Below are 21,191 nucleotides of genomic sequence, written 5' to 3' on the forward strand. Positions count from 1 at the left end.
ATATTTAGACAAATCCATTTGTCTTTTTAAAAGGATATCACAAAAACAAGAAAAAAATAAATACAATATTAATTTAAATTAAATTTGTTACCTGTTTTGTCGCTGTAAATTCAAAGATTTAAGGATTTCCTCTTGTTCCTTCATCCGCTTTACAGTGAAATCCAAAGTATTAAGTTCTCCTTCAACCTTATTCTCCCTTTCCTCATACTTCTTTCTATAATCTTCAACCACATTTTTCTGATTAGGAATTCTTAGATCATAACTTCTAATCTTATTATAAACAAATCCTCCAGCACTTATCAAAAGAGATAGATAATCGCCAATCATCTTAGCAAGTCCATCATCATAAATCCGGTCATCATTAAAATCAACTGCAAAAAGTTCCTTAACTGAACTAATATTGCTTTGTATTATTTCATTAAATTTCTTCTCATCAAGCTTCAAATAACGCGAAAGCCCTCCTGATGACGAGATAGAATTAGTAAATACCCCTATTTGATTAATAATTGAAAAATTAGGATCATTCGTCCTATAAGAATTAAACATGATTGATTCTAATCTTGATTTAAGATTTTGTAATGCAAGCTCAGATCTAAGGATTCCTAAATTTTTATAAGCTTCTTCTTTTTCTTCCTCACTTAAATAGGACCATTCTTCCAGGAGATCTGATTTTTGACCTTCCAAACTACTCTCATTTAAACTTACAATATTAATCTCAGCAAGAACCTCATTATAAGCTATCAAAAAATCTAATAAAAGTTTTTTAATCCCCTCATAATCAGGCTCAACTCGAACAACAACAGTATCATCTGATGCTTGTTTTAAATTCAATGTAACATTAGGAATTAAATCATTAATAATATTCGAATCACGCTCAACATCAACTCCATCAAACTTCACCTTTGCATTTTCTGCAAAGCTCTTGGCATTTATTGGCAAGTAACCATCTCTATTCTTTGGATCAAAAATCTCAATATTGCGAACAACAAAAACTTTATTATTAACTTTATTTTCGATATTGATCTCTTTTAAATCCAAAAGTGAACCAATTTCAACCTCAACTTTCTCAAAATCACTCGTAACATTTATTGGTGGCAATTCCAAGGAATCCGTACCACTCTGAATTTTAATCATATTCATCTGAATATACTTCTTTTCTTTCAAAGGAAGCTTATGATCAGGCTCAAGATTAATTATGCTATCCTCACCTTCAACCTTAGCACCCTCAAATGTAGCCTCTCCAGGATTAAAAACAATTTCGTTTAAAATACCCTTATCATCCGTATCATAATATTTAATTTCAAATTTAATTTTACTTCTATTACTAATCTCAATATTATCTGGAATACTTATTGCAATCTCTGAGAGAGGTTCTAACACAAGATCATTCTTATCAAGAGAAATCCTATTACCACTATTTTGCTGACTATCAATAATTTCTGTTAAATTCGGACTAAAATTTGTTGTAAGTTCACTTAAAATACCTATCTGTTTAGCAAGCTTTAAAGCATTATCTTTCATAATAAGTTTATTATCCGCTCCCTCCTTTAAAGACCTCAAAATCAATCTACTATTTCCTGCACTATCACTCTTTACAATTTTAGCAGACAAAAACCCCTTGCCTCTATTATTAATATCCTTTACAAGAGACTCAATATCTCCATTATTCCTAATCTTAATTTCTTTATTCCCAACTAAAAATACATAATCGCCTGTAGGAATATTAATTTCCTTTTGTTTAAAATTCGCAGACAAAAAAACATCGGAACCCGCTACTTGATTAATATCAATTTTATAAGTTTCATTTTTAGCTCCATAACGAGCAGATACAGAGATAACATCATCATTGCTAGAATTACCTGACATATGATTAAAAGGACTATTAATAGATGTAATTTGCCTTGCAAGTGAATTTAGAGTAGAGATTTTTTTATTAATCATTTGCCAAGCACGTTTCTCTTGCTCTAAGCCTTCAAGCTTTTTGACAGATGAATCTATTTTGGCCTTATCAGGCTTTAGCATCGACTCACGGATTTCTTTAGTATTATATTTACTATCCACACCTGGAACAAAAAATCCAGAAGACATTACAACACCTCTTAACTAAAAAGTTTAACATAAAAACATAAAAATATATAAATTATTACACACAAAACCATACCTACTACAAAATTAACAACAAAAATCCCATTAAAATACATAAAAAACAAGCTTTTTTAAAAAAAGATATTTACTTATAGTAAAATTTAAATTTATAGGAGAGTAAATATGCCAAATTTTTGCTTGTTTAATGCAAAATCTGTACTGACAGGAAATGATAAAATAGATAATTCAGCTGTCCTTATTAAGGATAGTAAAATTTTTGATATCGTAACAGCCGATAGGCTTGAAAAAATTGACTTACAAAACTATGAAATGATTGATGTTAAGGGCAACTATATAACACCTGGTCTTTATGATAATCACATACATGGATTTCACGGCTATGGAACTGATCAATGCTCAACAAACTCAATAATTAAAATGTCACAACATTTAGCAGAGTACGGAGTAGTAGGTTTTCTACCAACACTTTACCCACGTCCAACCGAAGAAATGATCGCAACAATCAAAGCATGCACCGAAGCAATAGGCAAAGAAAAGGGCGCAAAAATTTTAGGACTTCATCTTGAAGGCCCATTTTTCTCTCCTGAAAAAAAAGGTGCACATCCTATCTCTTATCTTCAAAAACCAAGCATTGAAATCATGAAAAAATTCATAGATGCAGCAGGGGGTACTTTTACAGATTCTTTTGGAAGAAAAAGAACAAACATTGCAACAATGACAGTTGCACCTGAGCTTAAAGGTATGAGAGAGCTTGCAATGTTTTGCATGGAAAATAATATCACACTTCAAGCAGGTCATACCAATGCAAAATATGAAAATATGATTGAAGGTTTCCAAGTAGGCATACTTCACACAACTCATTTTTTCAATGCAATGTCAAAACTTGATCACAGAAATCCAAATGCAATAGGAGCGGTTTTAATTCATGGGGATGTATCTTGTGAACTTATTGCTGATGGGCATCATATTCATCCAAAACTTGTCTTAATGCTTAGAAAACTTAAAGACATAAGCAAATTAGTGCTTGTAACTGATGGATTAACCCCAACACTACAACCCTCTGGAAAATTAATAGCTAACGGAGAAGAGGTATATCTTAAAAATGACGGATTATTTCACATTGTAGAAAACGATACAATAGCAGGCTCAGCTAGCACAATGATACAAGGCATTAAAAATCTAGTAGAATTTGGATATAGTTTAAGCGATGCCATTCAAGCAAGTTCGTACAATCCAGTAAGAATAATTAATCTTGAAAAAAAAGGATCCATATGTCATGGTTATGATGCAAATATAAATGTCCTTGATAAGGATTTAAATTTAAAATTAACAATGATAGAATCAAAAATAATTTTTAACAGACTTTGATTTTATTTATAAATATAAGGAGAGAATAAATGAGATTAATCATTAGAACTAACTATAATGACATTTCAAAATGGGCTGCTAATCATGTTGCCATGAGAATAAAAGAATTCTCACCAACAAAAGAAAAACCATTTATCTTAGGACTTCCAACAGGTAGCTCACCAATTGGGATGTATAAAAATTTAATCGAAATGAATAAAATTGGAAAAATCTCATTTGAAAATGTAGTCACATTTAATATGGATGAATACGTAGGATTAGATAAAAATCATCCTGAAAGCTATAACTCATTTATGTGGAACAATTTTTTCTCACATATAGATATCAAAAAAGAAAATGTACATATGTTAAATGGCAATGCTATTAATCTTACAAATGAATGCACAGAATACGAGAATAAAATTAAATCTTACGGTGGCATCATGCTCTTTGTGGGGGGAATTGGACCTGATGGTCATATTGCCTTTAATGAACCTGGGTCATCACTGAAATCAAGAACAAGACTTAAAACTCTAACTCAAGATACAATTATTGCAAATTCAAGATTTTTTGAAAATGATATTAATAAAGTTCCCAAAAGTGCCCTAACAGTAGGAGTAGGAACAATTATGGATTCAAAAGAAGTGATGATTATAGTAAATGGACACAATAAAGCAAGAGCACTAAGACACGCTATTGAAAAAGGAGTGAATCATATGTGGACAATTAGCACGCTGCAGTTACATAAAAATGCAATTATAGTATCAGATGAAGCTGCAACATATGAACTAAAAGTCGGAACAGTAAAGTATTTCAATGATATTGAAAAAGATAATTTTAATAACGATATATAAACATATATTATAATTTCCTAAGGCAGTAAATACAATATAAACTAAACACAAGAAAAATATCTTTAAGTTTAGTTCATGCAATGATTAAAAATAATATTATTCTATGATTTCATTATAAACTCTCGAAACCTCTTCCCAATTTAAAGCCTTAAAGAACGCATCAATATATTCAGTCCTTCTATTTTGATATTTAAGATAATAAGCATGTTCCCAAACATCAATACCCAAAATGGGTTTATAGTCCTCCATTAAAGGACTGTCCTGATTTGGCCTTGATATTACTTGCAATTCTCTATTTGCATGAAGAACTAGCCAAGCCCAACCACTTCCAAAAATACTCATAGCTGAATCCTTTAATACCATCTTAAGATTACCAAGACTACCAAAAGTAGAATTCACATGCTCTTCAAAATTTTCTAAAATATTATCTTTATTCCCGGGCTTTAAAATCCTAAAATACAAAATATGATTAGAATATCCGCCAGCATTATTTCTAATAGCTGTCTGAAACTCCTTGGGAAACCTTTGAATATTTTTTAATATACTCTCAATATCTTTAGAATAATTTATTTCTGTCTTCTCAAGAACAGAATTTAAATTCACAGTATATGCATTATGATGTTTATTATGGTGAATTTCCATTGTCTTAGCATCAATATACGGCTCTAAAGCATCATAAGCATAACCAAGTTCTGGCAACTTAAACACAAACTCCTCCTATCTAAATTTTTCCATGACAATTTTTATATTTCTTTTCACTGCCACAATAACAAGGCTCATTCCTCCCAATCTTGGGAATACTTCTAACTATTTGAATTCCTGATGCATTCCCTCTCTCCCCAGAAGCAATTCCTGAAAACTCCTTATGCGTAGCGCGAACATTTTTAGGCTTTTTATCTTTATAACCACTAGAATCAATACCTACCCTCATCTGCAAAGTTCGCCTTAAAGTTTCAACTTTAATATCTTTAACAAGCTCACTAAAAATTGCAAAACCTTCTTCCTTATATTCAGTAATTGGATTTTTATTAGCATAAGATCTGAGATAAACTGATTCTCTTAAAGAATCAAGATTTGCAAGATGGTCTTGAAACTTAAAGTCAATATTTCTTAAATACTCATGTTTTAAAAATTCATTTAAAAGTTCAGCTCCAATTAATTCTTCCTTTGCATCAAGATTAGACTTTGCAATTTCCATTAACTTATCTTTCAAATCCAAAATACTCATGGTCTCAACAGAACCAATATTATCCATCATATAAGCAAAAACTGAATTTATCTCACTTAGTATAGAACTTGTAACTACTTCTCCCTTAGTTTGGTCAAATAAAAAATCAAGATATTCTCTTAAAGAAAGAAGAATACGTTCCTTAATATTACTATCAGCAAGAATTGAATTCCTTTGGGAATAAATAAACTCCCTATGCTTTGTTATAACATCATCATATTCTAGGAGATGCTTCCTAATCTCAAAATTTCTATCCTCAACACGCTTTTGTGCATTAACTAAGGATTTTGTTAATAAAGAATGCACAATGGGCTCACCTGTTGCCATCCCAAGCTTTCCCATCAAAGCTCTCAAGTTATCACTTGCAAAAAGACGCATTAAATCATCTTCAAGAGATACATAAAACCTTGATCGGCCAGGATCTCCCTGTCTTCCGCCCCGCCCTCTAAGTTGATTATCTATTCTTCTTGACTCATGACGTTCACTGCCAATAACATAAAGTCCCCCAAGAGCCTTTACTTCCTCATAATCTTTAAGATACTGTTCTCTCTCAGTTTGCATAGCTTTTTGAAAATCTTCAAGACTCATACCCGTTCCAAACTTTTTACGAACCCGGTGCTCAAGATTACCCCCAAGTTTAATGTCAGTACCACGTCCAGCCATATTAGTTGCAATTGTAACAGAATGTTTTGCTCCTGCTTCAGCAATAATTAACGCTTCACGAAAATGATTCTTTGCATTTAGAACTTCATGTCTAATACCTTTATTTCTAAACATATTTGACAATACTTCAGATTTTTCAATAGAAACAGTCCCAACAAGAACAGGTTGTCCTCTCTTATAGGCCTCATAAACCTCATCTGTAATTGCTTTAAACTTAAATTCTTCGGTGTAATAAATAATATCATCCTCATCTACTCGTGCTACCAATTTATTAGTCGGAACAACTACAACATCAAGATTATATATCCTATGAAATTCTTTTGCTTCTGTATCAGCCGTACCAGTCATGCCGGAAATTTTCTTAAACATTCTAAATAAATTCTGAAATGTAATTGTTGCCATAGTTTTATTCTCACTTGCAACTCTAACACCTTCCTTAGCCTCAATAGCCTGATGCAATCCATCAGAATATCTGCGTCCTTTTAAAATACGCCCTGTAAACTCATCAACAATTTCAACCCCAGAATCCCCAACAATATATTCTCTGTCCTTTAAAAAAAGTAAATGCGCTTTCAATGCTTGAGTCATATAATGAACATAATTAAAATTAGTATCAACATACATAGAACCCTTAATTATGCCTTTTGCAACCAAAATTTGCTCAAGATTATTTAAACCATTTGCCGTAAAAGATACTCTCTTGCTCTTCTCATCAATCGTATAATCCCCATCAAGCTCATCAATCTCTAAAGGATAATCTCCGGTTTTTGGGTCCTTAGAACATTCCTTTAAAAGTGAAACAAGGGAATTAACTTCAAGATAAGCACTAGTATCTCCTTCGGTAGAACCTGAAATAATTAAAGGGGTTCTAGCCTCATCAATCAAAATCGAATCAATCTCATCGATAATACAATAATTAAAATTACTCAAAGATTTTTGAGATAAATCAAAACACATGTTATCTCTTAAATAATCAAATCCAAGCTCATTATTTGTAACATAAGTAATATCCTTATCGTATTCCATCTTCCTTTTAGCAGAATCCATATTAGATAGTACAACACCAACACTAACTCCTAAAAGCTCAAAAACCGGCTTCATCCAATTTGAATCACGCTCTGCAAGATAATCATTAACCGTAACGATAATAACACCATCGCCTGTTAAACTATTAAGGTAAGCAGCCTGCACTGAAGATAAAGTTTTACCTTCCCCGGTCTTCATCTCTATTATTTTACCCTGATGGAGCGCAAGCCCAGCAATAAGTTGAACATCATAAGGTCGCTCTTTAAGTCGTCTTCTAGCAGCTTCTCGTGAGAGTGCAAATGCTCTCTCTAAAATATCTTCTAAAGTTTTACCTTCCTTAAGTTCATCTTTAAACTTTTCTGTTTCCCTAGCAAAATCTTCGTCTGACAAAGACAATGCCCAAGATTCAAGCTTATTAATATTCCTCAGAATAGGAAGATAATTTTTTAGATCCCTCTTACTTTTTGAACCAATAGTTGCTTCAAATATCGATCTTAACATATCAGGTCTCAATTCTCCTAAAATAATTGACTTTCAACCATTTAAAATAATAACATCTAAAACATGAAAAAGTTTTATAAAATTCATTTAACTTTATTTTTTATGATTATATCATGTAATATCAAAACTTTAAATGAAATTGGGGAGCAACAATTCAAAATACCATTTGGAACGTTACCTGGAGAAATAACACCACTTATAAACAAATTTACCAATTCAAGCTTTGACATTAAAACATACAACGGACTTGTATATATTGTAGAGGCAAAAGCAAATAAGCTAATGATTTTTAATTCTTATGGAAAATTAATTCAAACTTACCAAAATGGCATATTCAAAACAAATTTTGACCTTAAAATTAAAAAAATAGATTTTGAAAATATTCAGGCAATTTATCCATCAAAAGACTTTATTGTAGTATCAGATAAGATAGATAATAAGAAATCTAAATTCGATGAGAAAGAAAACATAGCATACTCTACACGAATACTTATTTTAAATAAAGATTCATCTGTAGAAGTACTAGGTCAAGAAGGACAAAATGGAACGCCATTCCCACAAGTTTACGATATCAATATTGACGACGGAAATAACATAGCAATAATAACTATATATCATGAAGGATACATAATATATTCTTACGATAAAGATCTCTCACCCCTCTATAAGATATATGTTAATACAAACATATTACAAATACCAGAAGAAGAGAGAAAAAAATATAACATATCAATAGACAAAGTATTTTTTGAAGTAAACAAAAAAATCATCTATGCAAAGACAACCTACTATGAAAACATCAGAACCAATGAAAACATTAATGACCTTGGGGTCAAGATCAAAAATCAATATTTCTATACAATGAGCTTAAACAAAAATAAAGAATTTGAAATAAAAAATAAAATTACACTACCTCAAAATCTATTAGATGATCAACAAGAAAGTTTTATCAATATCATTGGAATTCAAAAAGATAAAATAATAGCATCTACTAACATGAAAAACCTGTCTAATACTTTAATATGGAAACTGGATAATAAGGGCAAGATAAAAGAACAAATGGTTTTAATTGAACCACCAAACCTTAAATTTCTTGCTGAAAGCCTATCTAAGGATGGAATACTTAGCATACTTTATGGAGAAAAAAGTGGGGTCAGCGTTTATTGGTGGAATTTAAATAATTTACTTAAATTATGAAATAGCTCAAAAGTTAGCATTTATGAAAAATAAGAATTGCAAAGAAAAAATACAAAATAAGCATAAACAACGACTCAAAAAAAATCTAATCCTTGGAATAATCTTTGTCATAATTCTAATTATTATTAAAGTTATATTAATTCCCAAATTACAAGAATTAGAAAGCAAATACAATCCTACCATCACAATAGAACATAAAATAAAGAATGAAAACTTATATATCAAAATCAATATTAAAAGTCATGACATAAAAGACTTAGGAAAAGCCAATATAGAAGTATACTTAGATAATAAACTTATTGAAAATAATATGATTTACATAGACAAGATTCACTATACATTATATACTAATGTTGCATATAGGAATGAGGGTTTATTAAATATAATGCTAATAAATCAGAAAGGCGATAAGGCATATTTTAGTAAAAGATTAAATTTTGGAGGGTAAAAAATGTTACAAATATATTTTATGTCTGTTTTACTTAATATCTTGGGGGGGATAGTACTAGCGTTTCCAATTTTGGGAGAACGATTTAAATGCTTAATCATCTTTGAAGAATTTGTAAATCTAGTTAACAATAACAAAAATGCAAGGAGCATTTTCGGCACAATATTTTTAGTAACTAGTATCTTTGAAATAATCATGCCTTATGATCTGCCAATAATTGGGAATTTGCTTCCTACTATCAGTTTATTTTTTATTGGTTTTATCTTTTTCTTAAGCCAAAAAATGCCCATAAACCTTCAAAACAACAAAGAATATGGGAAATTTAAATCTTTCATTGAAAGCAATAAAAAATTAATAGGAATTTTAGCATTAATTATTGGAACAATTCATTTTCTCGTGCCAAAGGTACCTTTTCTTTAAAATCTAACTTACAGCATGCAATTCCAACTACAGTTCCAAAATTGAACAGAACAAAAATTTTTTAATGTCAATCTCACTAATGCATAATATACTATAATATACAAAATGACCAAACATAAAGAAATCATCATAAACCTTCAAAATCTAAACCATAATTTAACCTCAATAAAAAACCATATTCAAAAAAGAGAATTAGTAGCCACACTCAAAAGCGATGCTTATGGACACGGACTTATTCAAACATTCAAATTCTTAAAAGAAAAAGGGGTAAATTATTTTGGCCTCTTTTGGATAGATGATGCTTTAAAGCTTAAAAAAATAGATAAAAATGTAAACATACTGCTCTACATTAACACAGACAAAAATGCAATAAAAAATTTAGTTAAGTTCAATATCACACCTTTTGTTGCTGACTCTCAATACTTATCACTAATAGAACAAGAATGTAGGAAACAAAATAAAAAAATTAAGGCTCACTTAAAAGTTGATGTCGGAATGAACAGATATGGCATTAAAATAGAAGATGCTCTTAATCTAGCAATTCAAATTCAAAATTCAAAATCAATAGAATTTGAAGGAATTTGTACACATTTACCAACAACAGAAAATACAAAAATTACCCAAACACAAATCGAAAAATTTGTTTATTTCATAAATAAACTTAAAAGCAAAAATATAAATCCAAAATTTATTCATGCTTCCAACTCAGAACATATAGCAAACTACAAAATAAGCGAAAAATTTAACATGGTAAGACCAGGACTTATTTTATATGGATATCATCCAAATCCAAACATCTCAAACAACAATTTACAACTTAAACCTGTACTAAACTTATATTCAAAAATCATATTTCTTAAAAATATAAAAAAGGGAGAACAAATATCATACTCGGGGCTTTTTACCGCAAAAGAAGATATGCAAATCGGACTTATACCAGTTGGATATTTTGACGGAATTCCACAAAATACATCTAACAATTTTTATTGCATAATAAGAGATAGAAAATGCTTCATTAAAGGAAAAATCTGTATGAATATTTCAATCATAGAAATACCCAAAGATCTAAAAATCAACATAGGAGAAAAGGTAGAAATCATTTCTGAAAGATTAAGCTTAGATATACTTAGCAAGGAATCTGGCATAAGCAAATACGAAATACTTTGTTCCATTGGAAAACACGAGAAGAAAAAATATTTATATTAAATTACCTAAAGAATTAAATTTTTGAAAATCAACTAAATTACCTTTACTATCATAAATCCATTTATAAACCGAAATACCCCCAATATTATCCCTCAGTCTTAAATCTGGACCATGATGTGTCTTTTTTGAAATCTTGCCAAACTTATTATACTCATATTTATACATACTAACGCCATGAATATCATCTTGTAACTGTCCTAGACTACCAAAATTTTTCTGACTAATAAGTCTATTTTGTTTATCATATTCATAAGCATACTCAAAAATAGCACTCCGATCTGCAACCAAAACCCCACTCTTAGAATAATTACTCTTTAAGATCACATTGCCATTAACATCATATGCAAACTTATATCTAAAAACACCCGCAGCATCATCTATAGGATTATCAAAATCTCCATAATGCTCTTGGGACTTAAGAAGGCCATCTTCATTATAAGTATATTTATAAATCATCACTCCATTAGAATCACTAATTAAATTAAAATTTTTATCAAAGAAAAGACTTTCAATTAAATAAAATTTATTATCATACTTATAACTATAAACCGCAATACCTTTAAAATCATCCATTATTTCACATTTTTCTTCATAACTAGCAGGAATATCACTATTATATTTTTGATTTATTTTGTTACTATAGTTTATTACCCTTTTCTCATTATTTTGCAGATAAAAAATGGCTTTTCTCATGGCATAACCATTCTGACTAACAGTTAAATTATTATTAGTATCATAATTATACTCCTTATAAAAATAATCCTTTTCTTTTAAATTATACTCATATCTATATATTGCTACATTATTCTCATCGGGGGTCAAGTTATTTTTAATATCATAATTTAAAACTTCAATGAGCTTGCCATCAAAATCATAACGATATGTCTTTGTTGCAACAGAAAAAGGGTTTGCATACAAATAAGATACCTGATCTAAATACTCTTCTTTTACAATATTATGTGCACTATCGTAAGTCAACCTAAAACCATATATTCCATTTTTAGCCTTTATATTATAATTGTTATCATCGTAATATAAAACTGTTTTTGTACGATCAGAATCATTATAAATAACTTTAGTATAATAAACATCATTTAAATCCTTAATTTGAAAACCAACCTCACTAAACCTATAAACATAAAAACTCCTATCATCATTATAAATAAAATGGTAATAAGCAACTCCATACTTATCCCTTATAATCTCATTAGATTTATTATAATTAAAAATACTCTTAGGACTGCCATTTGGAAAGTATTCTATTTGTTCAACATAAACATCTTTTGAATTCTTAGCAGAAAAACCTCCATTTAAAAATAATCTTCTCTCTATATCCTCAGAATGTTTTATTTTGATCTGACTTACACCGAAAAAAGAAGGCATTAAAATACTAAGTTTGCCAATATAATCAACAAATACAAGCTTACCACCATCATAAGTAAATTTATATCCACATTCTTCCTCCGCATCTTCCTTACTGATCTCATATTTCCCAATTATTCTATAATTAATATCATAATCAACAAACCTGTAGTAAATTTCTTCTGAAAAAAGAGAATAAGCCACAAAAAACATCACCAAAAACATAATCATTCCTTGATCAATCAACCTTATTTTGATAAATTTATTATACAATAAATTAGTACAGGAGTTTAAGATGGCAAAAATCTCGAAAAATGCTCAAAGAAGTGGTTCTAAAGAGTTACTAAGCAAGTGGGGCGGAAAAATTATAATGAAATCTAAATTTGAAAATGGCAAAATAAAACACTATGCTGAATGCCAAGCCTCAAAAAATACAGCAAGAAGACCTAAAGATTTATTTTAAAATTTATTTTTTATTGAGTTTATCTTCAAATTTCATCCAAGCCTCATCTTGCTCGCTTTTAGTATAGGTTCGGCTTAAGGCCTGTCCCTTAGAGGCTCCCTTGCCCTTTTTAGCATAGGAATTCCTAATTTGTTCTCTTAACTCTTCCCTTTGCTTTCGTCTTTTATCCAGCTGTCTTTTCACTCTCTCACCTGGATCAAAAAGCCCAGCATGATCTTTAGCCATAGGCTTAGAATTCAACCTAGATAAAGCCTCTTTATAGCTCTGCTGCTTCCCTGTTAAGAATAACAAAAGCCTCTTTAACAAAGGCAGATCCCTATAAGCAGAATTTAAAATCTTAGACAAGTCCACTTTATAAATCCTATAAAGTGGTAAAAATGTATTACTATTCTTAAAATACTTTGCAGCTTCAGTTTTTATTATATCCTTAAGATGAGTCTGAATATTTTGTGTCTTAGAAACTCGTCTATAATGCGAAACAATAAAATCAAGAAATACAGCCTTATTTTTTAAGCAATAATTATTTATATCATAATTAGCAATGAATTCAATCAACGTTTTCTCAAGACCTTCCTCCGTCAGAATAGTAGAAGAATTCTTTCCGTTACTCAGCATTCTTGTAAATTCATTTTTCAACCTATCCCTAATATCAACTAAAATTTGATCGAATTCTTTTAAAAACATAGAATAAGCACAAGGCTTATATAAATACATACCATGTTTAATGCTAAATATTTTGGGTAATGAAGTATTAATATTGGATTCAAAAAAATATTCATTAGCTATCTTTAAAAAATGCTCAGGATCAGATAATCCTCCAGAATGCTCTTGAAGAATATTTTTAAATTCTTCTATGTTAATAAATCCCGGTTTAAACTCTATTGCTTTTTCAATTGATTTCAAAGTTTCATCAATTTTAATACTTTCTAAATTTCTAGATTCTTCTAAGCTCTTCTCATTAACAATATAAATATTTAATATTTCTAGAAAAGTAAAATAATGTTTAGAAATATTAACGCCCTTCTTATTTAAGATCTCGTCTTTATTTTCTAAAATCCCTAAAAGAAGATTATAAGCAACTCCAACACCATTGATACCCTCATCCAAAATTCGATCATACTCACTAAGCTTTAAATTTTTAGCTCTCATAAAAACATCTTTAACTATTCTATTAGAAGCAATTCCAAATAAAATTCTCTTCATAAATTCAACAAAATATAAGGCTTGTCCTGAAGGAATTATTAAAGAATTTAGCACAAATATCTTCTTCAATGAAGCATTATCTTGAAAATATTTAAGATTAACATCTGAATTTGAAAGAATGACGAATTCTTTCTCAAAAGCCAATAAATTCTTATCTATATTTCTAACTGTAAGCAAAGTACTAAACAGCTCTATTCCCGCATAATGCTTTAAAAACAAATCCTCGATAGCATAATAATAAAAATCATAACTATTCTCATCTGTTATTATGATCTTATAAGGCATCAATTCTCCATTCGATGTCGCCTGATTAACAATAATCCCTCTCTTAACCTCATAAAGCTTGCGAAATAAAAAATCTAGTTCTCCTTTAAGAGCACGAATTTTAACAGAATAATCTTCGATAAAATTAGCATAATTTATGACATTTTGATTATGCTCCAAAATAATTCTTAAAATCATTTTCTGAGCATCTGAAGAAATCCCTATCTGAGAAATCAAAATATCCAATTCCTTATCGTTTAGATAGAAAATTTCGGGTAACTTTTTCATCTTATACTTCTAATCTCCTCATATGCAAAACAATGATAACATAACATAATAATAGCATATTGACAAATTTAATGAAATTAAAAAACACCAAACAAAAATGAATTATATAAAATATACAAAAATAAAAAAAGAATAGAAGGCCCTCTGCTAAAAACTCCTCTAAACCTCACTATTAACAACAAGATTAAAGATACAGCAAACATAATACTAAAGTCAGCAAAATAAATATCACTCATAAGTACTGGATTTACAAAACTATTACTAGACAAAATAAATCCAATATTAAATATATTGCTTCCAATGATATTACCAAGAGCGATTTCTGACTCCTTTTTAATTACTGCGAAAAGAGAAACAACAATCTCTGGAATGCTGGTTCCAAAGGCTACAAAAACAATTCCAATAACTTTTTCACTAATATTAAAAATATTGTGTGCAATGTATATTGAACTATCTATTAATAACTTTGAGCCTAAATATAAAAAACATATACTTAACAATAAAAGTAAGGTATTTAAAAATAAAAACTTAAACCCATAATCACAATTAAGATTCTCTAAATCTTTTGCAATAGAATTATATTTTTTCTCTTCTCTGTAAAATAAAAATAAATAAGATAAAAATACAATTAAAATCAGCAATGCACTGGTTCTATAATAAGGCACCTTAAAAAAAGACAAAGTACCAAAATCAAAAGAAAGCAATAAAAGAAGAAACATCAATAAAAATAAAATTATAAAAGAAAATTTGAGTCTCTTAAAATCAGTTTCAATCTTTAAAAAAAGCCCTGTTAAAGGAAGTGCAAGTAACATATTAATGATATTACTACCAATGATATTAGAAACAATAATTTCATTCTTACCCTTAAGAGATGCTATTAAACTTGTAAAAAGATCTGGGGCACTTGTTGATAAGGATACTATTACAACACCGATTAAAAGATTAGGAACTTGAAAATAAGCAGCAATGTTAACAGAACTCTTTAAAAGATAATTCCCACCAAGATACAATAAAAATATGCCTAGTATTACATAAAAAAATTGGATATATTCCAAAAAAATCTCCTTTCATAAAAATTAAGAAAAACCTAAAAACTCGCTTAAATTACCCTTAACCATATAGTAAATATTAGATGCATTCCACAAACTAAAGCCATTGCCTAAAGACTCCTTAACCCCTCTTAATTGATGGGAAAAATATTCTAAATAAACTTTTTCACTTACACGACGTTCCGACCCAAGCAAAAAAGCTTGAACATAGGGTCTAATTATAACATTACCTGAAGAAAATACAGAAGCTCTGTTACTCCCTTCCCGATAAATTTTATAAGCCCTGGTAGTATAGTATAACTCATGCTTCAAAAAATCATTAGTATAATGAGAAGGATAAAACATTGGAGAGATAACATCAACATAATCTGCAATCATAGAAATATTTTGACCAATACTATTTGTAATAAACCATCCATTATTTCCGTAAATATCAATAGAAATAGGAATAGAAATACTTTTCCTAGCCATAATTAAAAAAGATTCAAGAGCATCAATTGCTCGCATATTATATTTATTAAATCTTGAGGTTATAAGAGATACAGGCCCATCCGTTGGAAATCTAATATAATCAAACTGAATCTCATTAACTCCAAGAGATTGAATTTCCTTTGCAATAGATAAATTATAATCCCACGTGTCTTGAGAAAAGAGATCTACCCAATGTTCCTTTTGAAGGGATTTAAAAAAATCGCCATGCTTAACTTTCACAATGTTTGCCCAAGGCTGATTGGTCTTTTTATTCCAAAGAGCATATTCACAATTATTATAAAAATAAAGCTTCGAATCTTTAAACACAACAACCCTAGCAATAACATATATTCCAAGTTCCTTTGCTTTATTTAAGATATAAGGCACATCTATCAAATTTTTAACAGCCTTCATCTTGTTAGGCAAAGCCAATTTACTTAAATAGGTTAAAATACCGCTATCATCTTTAAAATCAATAATAACAGCATTCATGCCTAATCTCTTTATAAACTCAAATCTCTCATCAATAGCTGTTTTGTTCCGAAGAGTGTAAGCCGTTAAATAAATTGAACCCTTATTAGAAGCAAGATTCATCCTTTTTAACTTTTCAAGAGTATCTTCCCCATAAACAGAAAAATGACCATCAAAAGTCCATTTACCATTAACATAGGAATAAAAATGATTATCATAAGTTCTAACTAAAAGTTTTTCCATCTTTGCATCCGACAAATCAATAATACGCACTATCTGTTTTTTAAAGGGAAAAGTTAACTGCTTCACAACCCCTAAAGCTGTATTAATTAAAATAATATCTCCATAAATTCCATAGGAACAATACAACTCATTTGTATTGTTCCTTGAAAACTCTATTGCACTAATCATATCATAATAACCAGCACCCAGATATATTTTAGCAATTAAAGAATTTAGACTTTTAAAAGTTAAATTATCATTAACGCTTAAATAAAGTCCACTATTAGAAGTACCAATAGCAATATGCTTATATTCTCCTCGAGATAATGCGCTTGATGTAATGTAAGAATTTTTATTAAATTTTTCATTGCTAACTAATTTTATGAAACTTTTAAAATAATTATGAGAAACATAAACAGAATCACCAGTCGTTAAAAGGGAATTTGGGGAATAAAACTCCTCATAAACAGAAGTTATTCTCTTAGGCACAGGCTTTACAAAAGGATATACCCACCTAGTCTCTAACCCCTTAGGTTCAACCTTAAATATCGTATTATTATGCTTCTTATATAAAGCACCTTTATGGATAAAAAATAAATCACCCTTTTTAAAATACCTAGTCTCGTCTAATGAATACAAATGAAAACACAAAAAAAAATAAGAAAATAACAAGCAAATTATATACAAAAACATTATACATGCATTAAGCTTCATATAAATAACATCCAACCTTTTTAAAATAAATTAAAACCAAATATTATTTTAACAAATTATTGAAGTTACTATTAAGTTCTTCCATAAAGTTTTGTAATGTTACTTATCTTTTTGCTTAAATCAACACTCAAATCACTACTCAGTATCCTAAAATTGTCAAGCATTGTATCAGGCATATTCATCCTAAAATCAGCTATCAAATCAAGATAATCTTTCATTGGAATTATTACACTATTTGCAACACTAGCCATTGCACCTCTTATCATATCCCAAACAACAGCATCCTCACTAGTATTGAAATAATCAAAAATATATTTTTTATGCTTATTATCAATAGAACTAACAAATTCACGAATAGTATTATTCTCATGACTACCTGTATAGACAACACAATTTCTTATATAATTATGGGGAAGATATAGATTATTAGAATCAAAATCAAATGCAAATTGCATTACCCTAGTTCCAGGAAAACTAAAATAATCTCTTAACCTAAATGTATCTCCACGATCTTTTACAAGGTCTTCGACCCAAATTTCTAAATTATTAATCTCATTTAGAACATGTTTAAAAAAATCTTTCCCGGGACATTTCACCCATCGTCCACTCAATGCCGGAGATTCTTCTACAGCAACCTCCCAAGTTGATACAAATCCTCTAAAATAGTCGATTCTAATAATATCTACATATTTACGTAGAAAATCAATACGATTAACCCACCATACATAATCATCTTTTCTTAAAGCCTTCCAATTATAAGCTGCATTGTCCCAAAGATATTCTTTCCTAGACAAGCAACCAGGAGGTACGCCCGTTACCTTATCTTTACTTGCATCAAACTTTAACTTAAAATATTTTTGATGTGCCCAAACATCAGCAGAATCATAAGACACAAAAATGGGAATATCGCTTATTATTTTAATCCCAGCACTATTAGCATATCTTTTTAAAGCTTTAAATTGTGAAAAAAAGAAATATTGTAAAACTTGTTGAATCTCTATCTCAACCTCAAGAGTTTCTCTAAGCTTAGTTAAAGCCTTAGCATCTCTTTTTAAGATTTCTTTACTAAATAAAAGATTAAAAGTTTGTGGAAATTGAAGCTTAGAGTAATACTCTTTAAAAGCAATAAAACTTGCAAAATCTAAAAGCCAGTAAGCAGCGGATTTTTTAAATTTCTCAAATGCATGCATCTCATCAACTGTTGCTCTATGCAAAAAATTCAAAGCAGCATTTCTTAAAACAACTTCCTTAGCTTTTAACTTATCATAATCAATAGATCTATCTTCCAAGCACTCAAGAGTGCTTAAGCTTACATCAATAAACCTATCAATAGCACTTAAATCAATATAATTGATATTACCAGCAAATGCAGAATAACTTGAATAAGGAAATTCTATAAAATTAGAAGGTGAATAAGGCAATATTTGCCAATAACTTTGTGATGAAGCTACAAGAAAATCTATAAATTTATATGCCCCCTTTCCTAAATCACCAATACCATACTTAGATGGCAGGGAACTAATATTTAGCAAAATTCCACTTTTTCTTTTCATTTTTTATACCTCAAAACAATTGACTATTTAATTAATTTCGTAAAATAACTATACATATACAATCATTATAACTAAAATGTAAAACTCACAAAGCATTATTAAAAAGATTTAACGAAATATTTCATAAAAAATATTATCTCAATTATGATATAATTCGTTAAATGAATGTTAAAGCTGTCATATTATTATTTTTAACAAACACTCTAGCATTTTCAGCTGAAATATTAGAATTTAAATACACTAAAGGATCTAAATTCAGAATAGAAACTACAGATAATCAAGAAATCTATCTCAATGGAATACTTAATTCAAAAACCAAGACTAATATCCAAGTCTCAAGCGAAGTAAAAGATGTCAAATATGACTTTGCAGATATTAAATCTTACTTTAGAGTGTTAAAAAGAGATAATGAGAGCGACGTTTACTTACTTAAAGAAGAATTTGAAGGGAATTTCAGTATAAATAAACAAGGCGAATATAAGATTAATAATGATCAAAAAAGACCTTCTGTTAGAGGCATTCCAAGATTCCCAAAAACACCCATAAAAGTAAACGAAACTTGGACATATCCAGCCGAAGAATATATCCAAGCATCTGAGATTTCAAAAGAAATAAAAGATTTTGTTACAAAATTTGATGTAAATTATGTGTATAAAGGCAAAGAAAAAATAGACGATAAATATTACGACATAATTCACTCAAATTATGAGTCTAAATATAGTGTAAAAAACATATTATTCTCTCAAAAGGTCAATCAAATAATCTATTTTGATTCAAAATCAGGAAACACATATAAATATAACGATACATATGTATTTCAAATGAAAAACGGCAACAATAATATCAAAATGATTGGAAACTCATCTGGAAAAATAATCTCTATTGAGCTGCCAAATGACAACACAATAGAGAATGAAGTGAAAGAATATATTAGCACAAAACAAATAGACTCTATTAAAATAGAGAAAAATGAAAATGGCATCAAATTAAGCTTAGATATTGAATTCTACCCTGATTCTTTTCAAATCATTCAAAAAGAATATAGCAAGCTAAAACACATAGCCAATTTATTAGAAAAGTTTAAAAATAACAATATTCTAATAGAAGGACATACAGCAAAGTTTGAAACAGAACAAGCAATGCAAGAACTATCTGAAAAAAGAGCTCATTCAATTGGAAACTACTTATTAAAAATGAAAGTAAAGAACAAAAACCAAATATTTTTTAAAGGATGGGGTGCTAAAAAACCTAAGTATGCAAGCTCATCTCCTCTAGCATCAAAAAATCGAAGAGTAGAAATTACAATTCTAAACAATTAAATATTAAACTGATCGTCTGCTCTTCTTTTCCTTTTTGGTTTGACAACTTATACACAAAAACGCATAAGGAATAGCTTCAAGTCTCTCTCTTGCAATATTCTTATCACAAGCCAAACAATTACCATAAGTATTTTGGGAAATTCGATAAAGTGCCTGATTTATTAAATGAAGCTTCTTTTTCTCGACTGAACTTAAAGCTTCAAGATTATTGCCATCCATATTGTCAAATGCAATATCAATTATATCCTTTAGATGCATATCATTATTAATGATCTCTCTTTTACTATCCTCAACAGATCTTATAGAATTTAGAATTTCTTTTTTTGATTCTAAAAGAAAATTGTGCATCTTTTCAATAAATTCATGCTCAAAATTACTTTTCTGCATGATATTACCTCCTATAATAAATTACAATTTTTAAAAAACTCCGTGTAATTATATAAACAATCCCATGCAATGTAAACTAGTACATTAATTTTTGGCAAAAAATAATTGCAATGATGGTCTTAATTGTGTACAATTTATTCTGTTACACAATTAACAAGGAGGCATTTTGAACACTAAAGAAGAAGCCATTGAAACTGAAGGTATTGTTAAAGAATCTCTTCCTAACACAATGTTTAGGGTAGAACTTAAAAATGGGCATGTAGTTCTAGCACACCTATCTGGAAAAATGAGAAAACATTTTATAAAAATAGTTCCTGGAGATAAAGTGAAAGTTGAGTTATCGCCTTATGATCTTACAAAAGGAAGAATAGTATATAGAGAGAAATAAATACTTATATAAAGATAATTTAAATAAATTAAGAGATTAAC

At 29.3% G+C, this 21,191-nt stretch carries 18 protein-coding genes; 9 read left to right on the plus strand and 9 right to left on the minus strand.

What is annotated here, in order from left to right; all coding sequences use genetic code 11:
• Window positions 1-87: 87 nt before the first annotated feature.
• Entirely contained in the window at window positions 88-2,088 is a 2,001-nt protein-coding gene (gene fliD, locus bhDAH_RS00730) for a flagellar filament capping protein FliD (protein WP_012421926.1), read from the minus strand.
• A 180-nt stretch (window positions 2,089-2,268) separates the two neighbouring features.
• Here fliD and nagA point away from each other — a divergent pair, with 180 nt between their 5' ends.
• Entirely contained in the window at window positions 2,269-3,474 is a 1,206-nt protein-coding gene (gene nagA / locus bhDAH_RS00735) for an N-acetylglucosamine-6-phosphate deacetylase (protein WP_012421927.1), read from the plus strand.
• A 29-nt stretch (window positions 3,475-3,503) separates the two neighbouring features.
• Window positions 3,504-4,307 carry a glucosamine-6-phosphate deaminase gene (nagB, locus tag bhDAH_RS00740; RefSeq protein ID WP_012421928.1) on the plus strand — a complete coding sequence of 268 codons (804 nt, stop codon included), beginning with the start codon at window positions 3,504-3,506 and terminating at the stop codon, window positions 4,305-4,307.
• Window positions 4,308-4,403: 96 nt separating this feature from the next.
• Here nagB and bhDAH_RS00745 read toward each other — a convergent pair whose 3' ends face one another.
• A complete protein-coding gene (locus bhDAH_RS00745) occupies window positions 4,404-5,015 on the minus strand; it encodes a superoxide dismutase (protein WP_012421929.1) in 612 nt (203 codons plus the stop codon).
• A 13-nt stretch (window positions 5,016-5,028) separates the two neighbouring features.
• Window positions 5,029-7,725: a preprotein translocase subunit SecA gene (gene secA / locus bhDAH_RS00750; RefSeq protein ID WP_043924393.1), complete on the minus strand. Its 2,697-nt coding sequence runs from the start codon at window positions 7,723-7,725 to the stop codon at window positions 5,029-5,031.
• Between the two features lie 63 nt (window positions 7,726-7,788).
• Here secA and bhDAH_RS00755 point away from each other — a divergent pair, with 63 nt between their 5' ends.
• The 4 genes from bhDAH_RS00755 to alr all read left to right on the plus strand — a co-directional run bounded on the left by bhDAH_RS00755 (window position 7,789) and on the right by alr (window position 10,996).
• Window positions 7,789-8,922 (plus strand): LIC_12708 family protein, encoded by a 1,134-nt coding sequence (locus bhDAH_RS00755; protein ID WP_012421931.1) that lies wholly within the window; start codon window positions 7,789-7,791, stop codon window positions 8,920-8,922.
• A gap of 22 nt (window positions 8,923-8,944) precedes the next feature.
• Window positions 8,945-9,370, plus strand: a complete 426-nt coding sequence (locus tag bhDAH_RS00760; protein ID WP_012421932.1) for a hypothetical protein — start codon at window positions 8,945-8,947, stop codon at window positions 9,368-9,370.
• Between the two features lie 3 nt (window positions 9,371-9,373).
• Window positions 9,374-9,790: a hypothetical protein gene (locus tag bhDAH_RS00765; protein WP_012421933.1), complete on the plus strand. Its 417-nt coding sequence runs from the start codon at window positions 9,374-9,376 to the stop codon at window positions 9,788-9,790.
• Window positions 9,791-9,895: 105 nt separating this feature from the next.
• Window positions 9,896-10,996: an alanine racemase gene (gene alr / locus bhDAH_RS00770; protein ID WP_012421934.1), complete on the plus strand. Its 1,101-nt coding sequence runs from the start codon at window positions 9,896-9,898 to the stop codon at window positions 10,994-10,996.
• Here the strand turns inward: alr and bhDAH_RS00775 are convergent.
• The gene (locus bhDAH_RS00775) at window positions 10,988-12,583 is read right to left on the minus strand and encodes an RHS repeat domain-containing protein (RefSeq protein WP_043924394.1); all 1,596 of its coding nucleotides are present in this window, start codon (window positions 12,581-12,583) and stop codon (window positions 10,988-10,990) included. The two genes, alr and bhDAH_RS00775, sit on opposite strands and share 9 nt — an antisense overlap.
• Window positions 12,584-12,653: 70 nt before the next feature.
• On the opposite strand from bhDAH_RS00775, the gene bhDAH_RS00780 reads away from it, so the two are divergent.
• On the plus strand, window positions 12,654-12,821 hold the full coding sequence (locus bhDAH_RS00780) for a hypothetical protein (RefSeq protein WP_086936058.1): 168 nt from the start codon (window positions 12,654-12,656) through the stop codon (window positions 12,819-12,821).
• Window positions 12,822-12,824: 3 nt separating this feature from the next.
• On the opposite strand, the gene bhDAH_RS00785 is transcribed toward bhDAH_RS00780, so the two are convergent.
• From bhDAH_RS00785 to malQ, 4 genes are all read right to left on the minus strand, one after another.
• A complete protein-coding gene (locus bhDAH_RS00785; protein WP_012421937.1) occupies window positions 12,825-14,576 on the minus strand; it encodes a hypothetical protein in 1,752 nt (583 codons plus the stop codon).
• Between the two features lie 77 nt (window positions 14,577-14,653).
• Window positions 14,654-15,631: a calcium/sodium antiporter gene (locus bhDAH_RS00790; protein WP_247098857.1), complete on the minus strand. Its 978-nt coding sequence runs from the start codon at window positions 15,629-15,631 to the stop codon at window positions 14,654-14,656.
• A gap of 21 nt (window positions 15,632-15,652) precedes the next feature.
• Window positions 15,653-17,503 (minus strand): putative glycoside hydrolase, encoded by a 1,851-nt coding sequence (locus bhDAH_RS00795; protein ID WP_043924395.1) that lies wholly within the window; start codon window positions 17,501-17,503, stop codon window positions 15,653-15,655.
• 71 nt (window positions 17,504-17,574) lie between these two features.
• A complete protein-coding gene (gene malQ / locus bhDAH_RS00800; RefSeq protein ID WP_012421940.1) occupies window positions 17,575-19,056 on the minus strand; it encodes a 4-alpha-glucanotransferase in 1,482 nt (493 codons plus the stop codon).
• Between the two features lie 161 nt (window positions 19,057-19,217).
• Between malQ and bhDAH_RS00805 the strand changes: the two genes are divergently transcribed.
• Window positions 19,218-20,375: an OmpA family protein gene (locus bhDAH_RS00805; protein WP_012421941.1), complete on the plus strand. Its 1,158-nt coding sequence runs from the start codon at window positions 19,218-19,220 to the stop codon at window positions 20,373-20,375.
• Window positions 20,376-20,378: 3 nt separating this feature from the next.
• Here the strand turns inward: bhDAH_RS00805 and bhDAH_RS00810 are convergent, their stop codons facing one another.
• Complete coding sequence (locus bhDAH_RS00810; protein WP_012421942.1) at window positions 20,379-20,762, minus strand: TraR/DksA family transcriptional regulator; 384 nt, start codon at window positions 20,760-20,762, stop codon at window positions 20,379-20,381.
• Window positions 20,763-20,928: 166 nt separating this feature from the next.
• Here bhDAH_RS00810 and infA point away from each other — a divergent pair, with 166 nt between their 5' ends.
• On the plus strand, window positions 20,929-21,150 hold the full coding sequence (gene infA, locus bhDAH_RS00815; RefSeq protein WP_012421943.1) for a translation initiation factor IF-1: 222 nt from the start codon (window positions 20,929-20,931) through the stop codon (window positions 21,148-21,150).
• The last annotated feature ends 41 nt before the right edge of the window (window positions 21,151-21,191 follow it).

Origin of the sequence: Borrelia hermsii DAH (assembly GCF_023035675.1) — a bacterium.
Classification (GTDB): Bacteria; Spirochaetota; Spirochaetia; order Borreliales; family Borreliaceae; genus Borrelia; species Borrelia hermsii.

Bases quoted from the DNA above. Each gene is read 5' to 3' on its own strand.
- fliD (WP_012421926.1), bottom strand. From the start codon at position 2,088: ATGTCTTCTGGATTTTTTGTTCCAGGTGTGGATAGTAAATATAATACT.
- nagA (WP_012421927.1), top strand. From the start codon at position 2,269: ATGCCAAATTTTTGCTTGTTTAATGCAAAATCTGTACTGACAGGAAAT.
- nagB (WP_012421928.1), top strand. From the start codon at position 3,504: ATGAGATTAATCATTAGAACTAACTATAATGACATTTCAAAATGGGCT.
- secA (WP_043924393.1), bottom strand. From the start codon at position 7,725: ATGTTAAGATCGATATTTGAAGCAACTATTGGTTCAAAAAGTAAGAGG.
- bhDAH_RS00755 (WP_012421931.1), top strand. From the start codon at position 7,789: ATGAAAAAGTTTTATAAAATTCATTTAACTTTATTTTTTATGATTATA.
- bhDAH_RS00760 (WP_012421932.1), top strand. From the start codon at position 8,945: ATGAAAAATAAGAATTGCAAAGAAAAAATACAAAATAAGCATAAACAA.
- bhDAH_RS00765 (WP_012421933.1), top strand. From the start codon at position 9,374: ATGTTACAAATATATTTTATGTCTGTTTTACTTAATATCTTGGGGGGG.
- alr (WP_012421934.1), top strand. From the start codon at position 9,896: ATGACCAAACATAAAGAAATCATCATAAACCTTCAAAATCTAAACCAT.
- bhDAH_RS00775 (WP_043924394.1), bottom strand. From the start codon at position 12,583: ATGTTTTTGGTGATGTTTTTTGTGGCTTATTCTCTTTTTTCAGAAGAA.
- bhDAH_RS00780 (WP_086936058.1), top strand. From the start codon at position 12,654: ATGGCAAAAATCTCGAAAAATGCTCAAAGAAGTGGTTCTAAAGAGTTA.
- bhDAH_RS00785 (WP_012421937.1), bottom strand. From the start codon at position 14,576: ATGAAAAAGTTACCCGAAATTTTCTATCTAAACGATAAGGAATTGGAT.
- bhDAH_RS00795 (WP_043924395.1), bottom strand. From the start codon at position 17,503: ATGAAGCTTAATGCATGTATAATGTTTTTGTATATAATTTGCTTGTTA.
- malQ (WP_012421940.1), bottom strand. From the start codon at position 19,056: ATGAAAAGAAAAAGTGGAATTTTGCTAAATATTAGTTCCCTGCCATCT.
- bhDAH_RS00805 (WP_012421941.1), top strand. From the start codon at position 19,218: ATGAATGTTAAAGCTGTCATATTATTATTTTTAACAAACACTCTAGCA.
- bhDAH_RS00810 (WP_012421942.1), bottom strand. From the start codon at position 20,762: ATGCAGAAAAGTAATTTTGAGCATGAATTTATTGAAAAGATGCACAAT.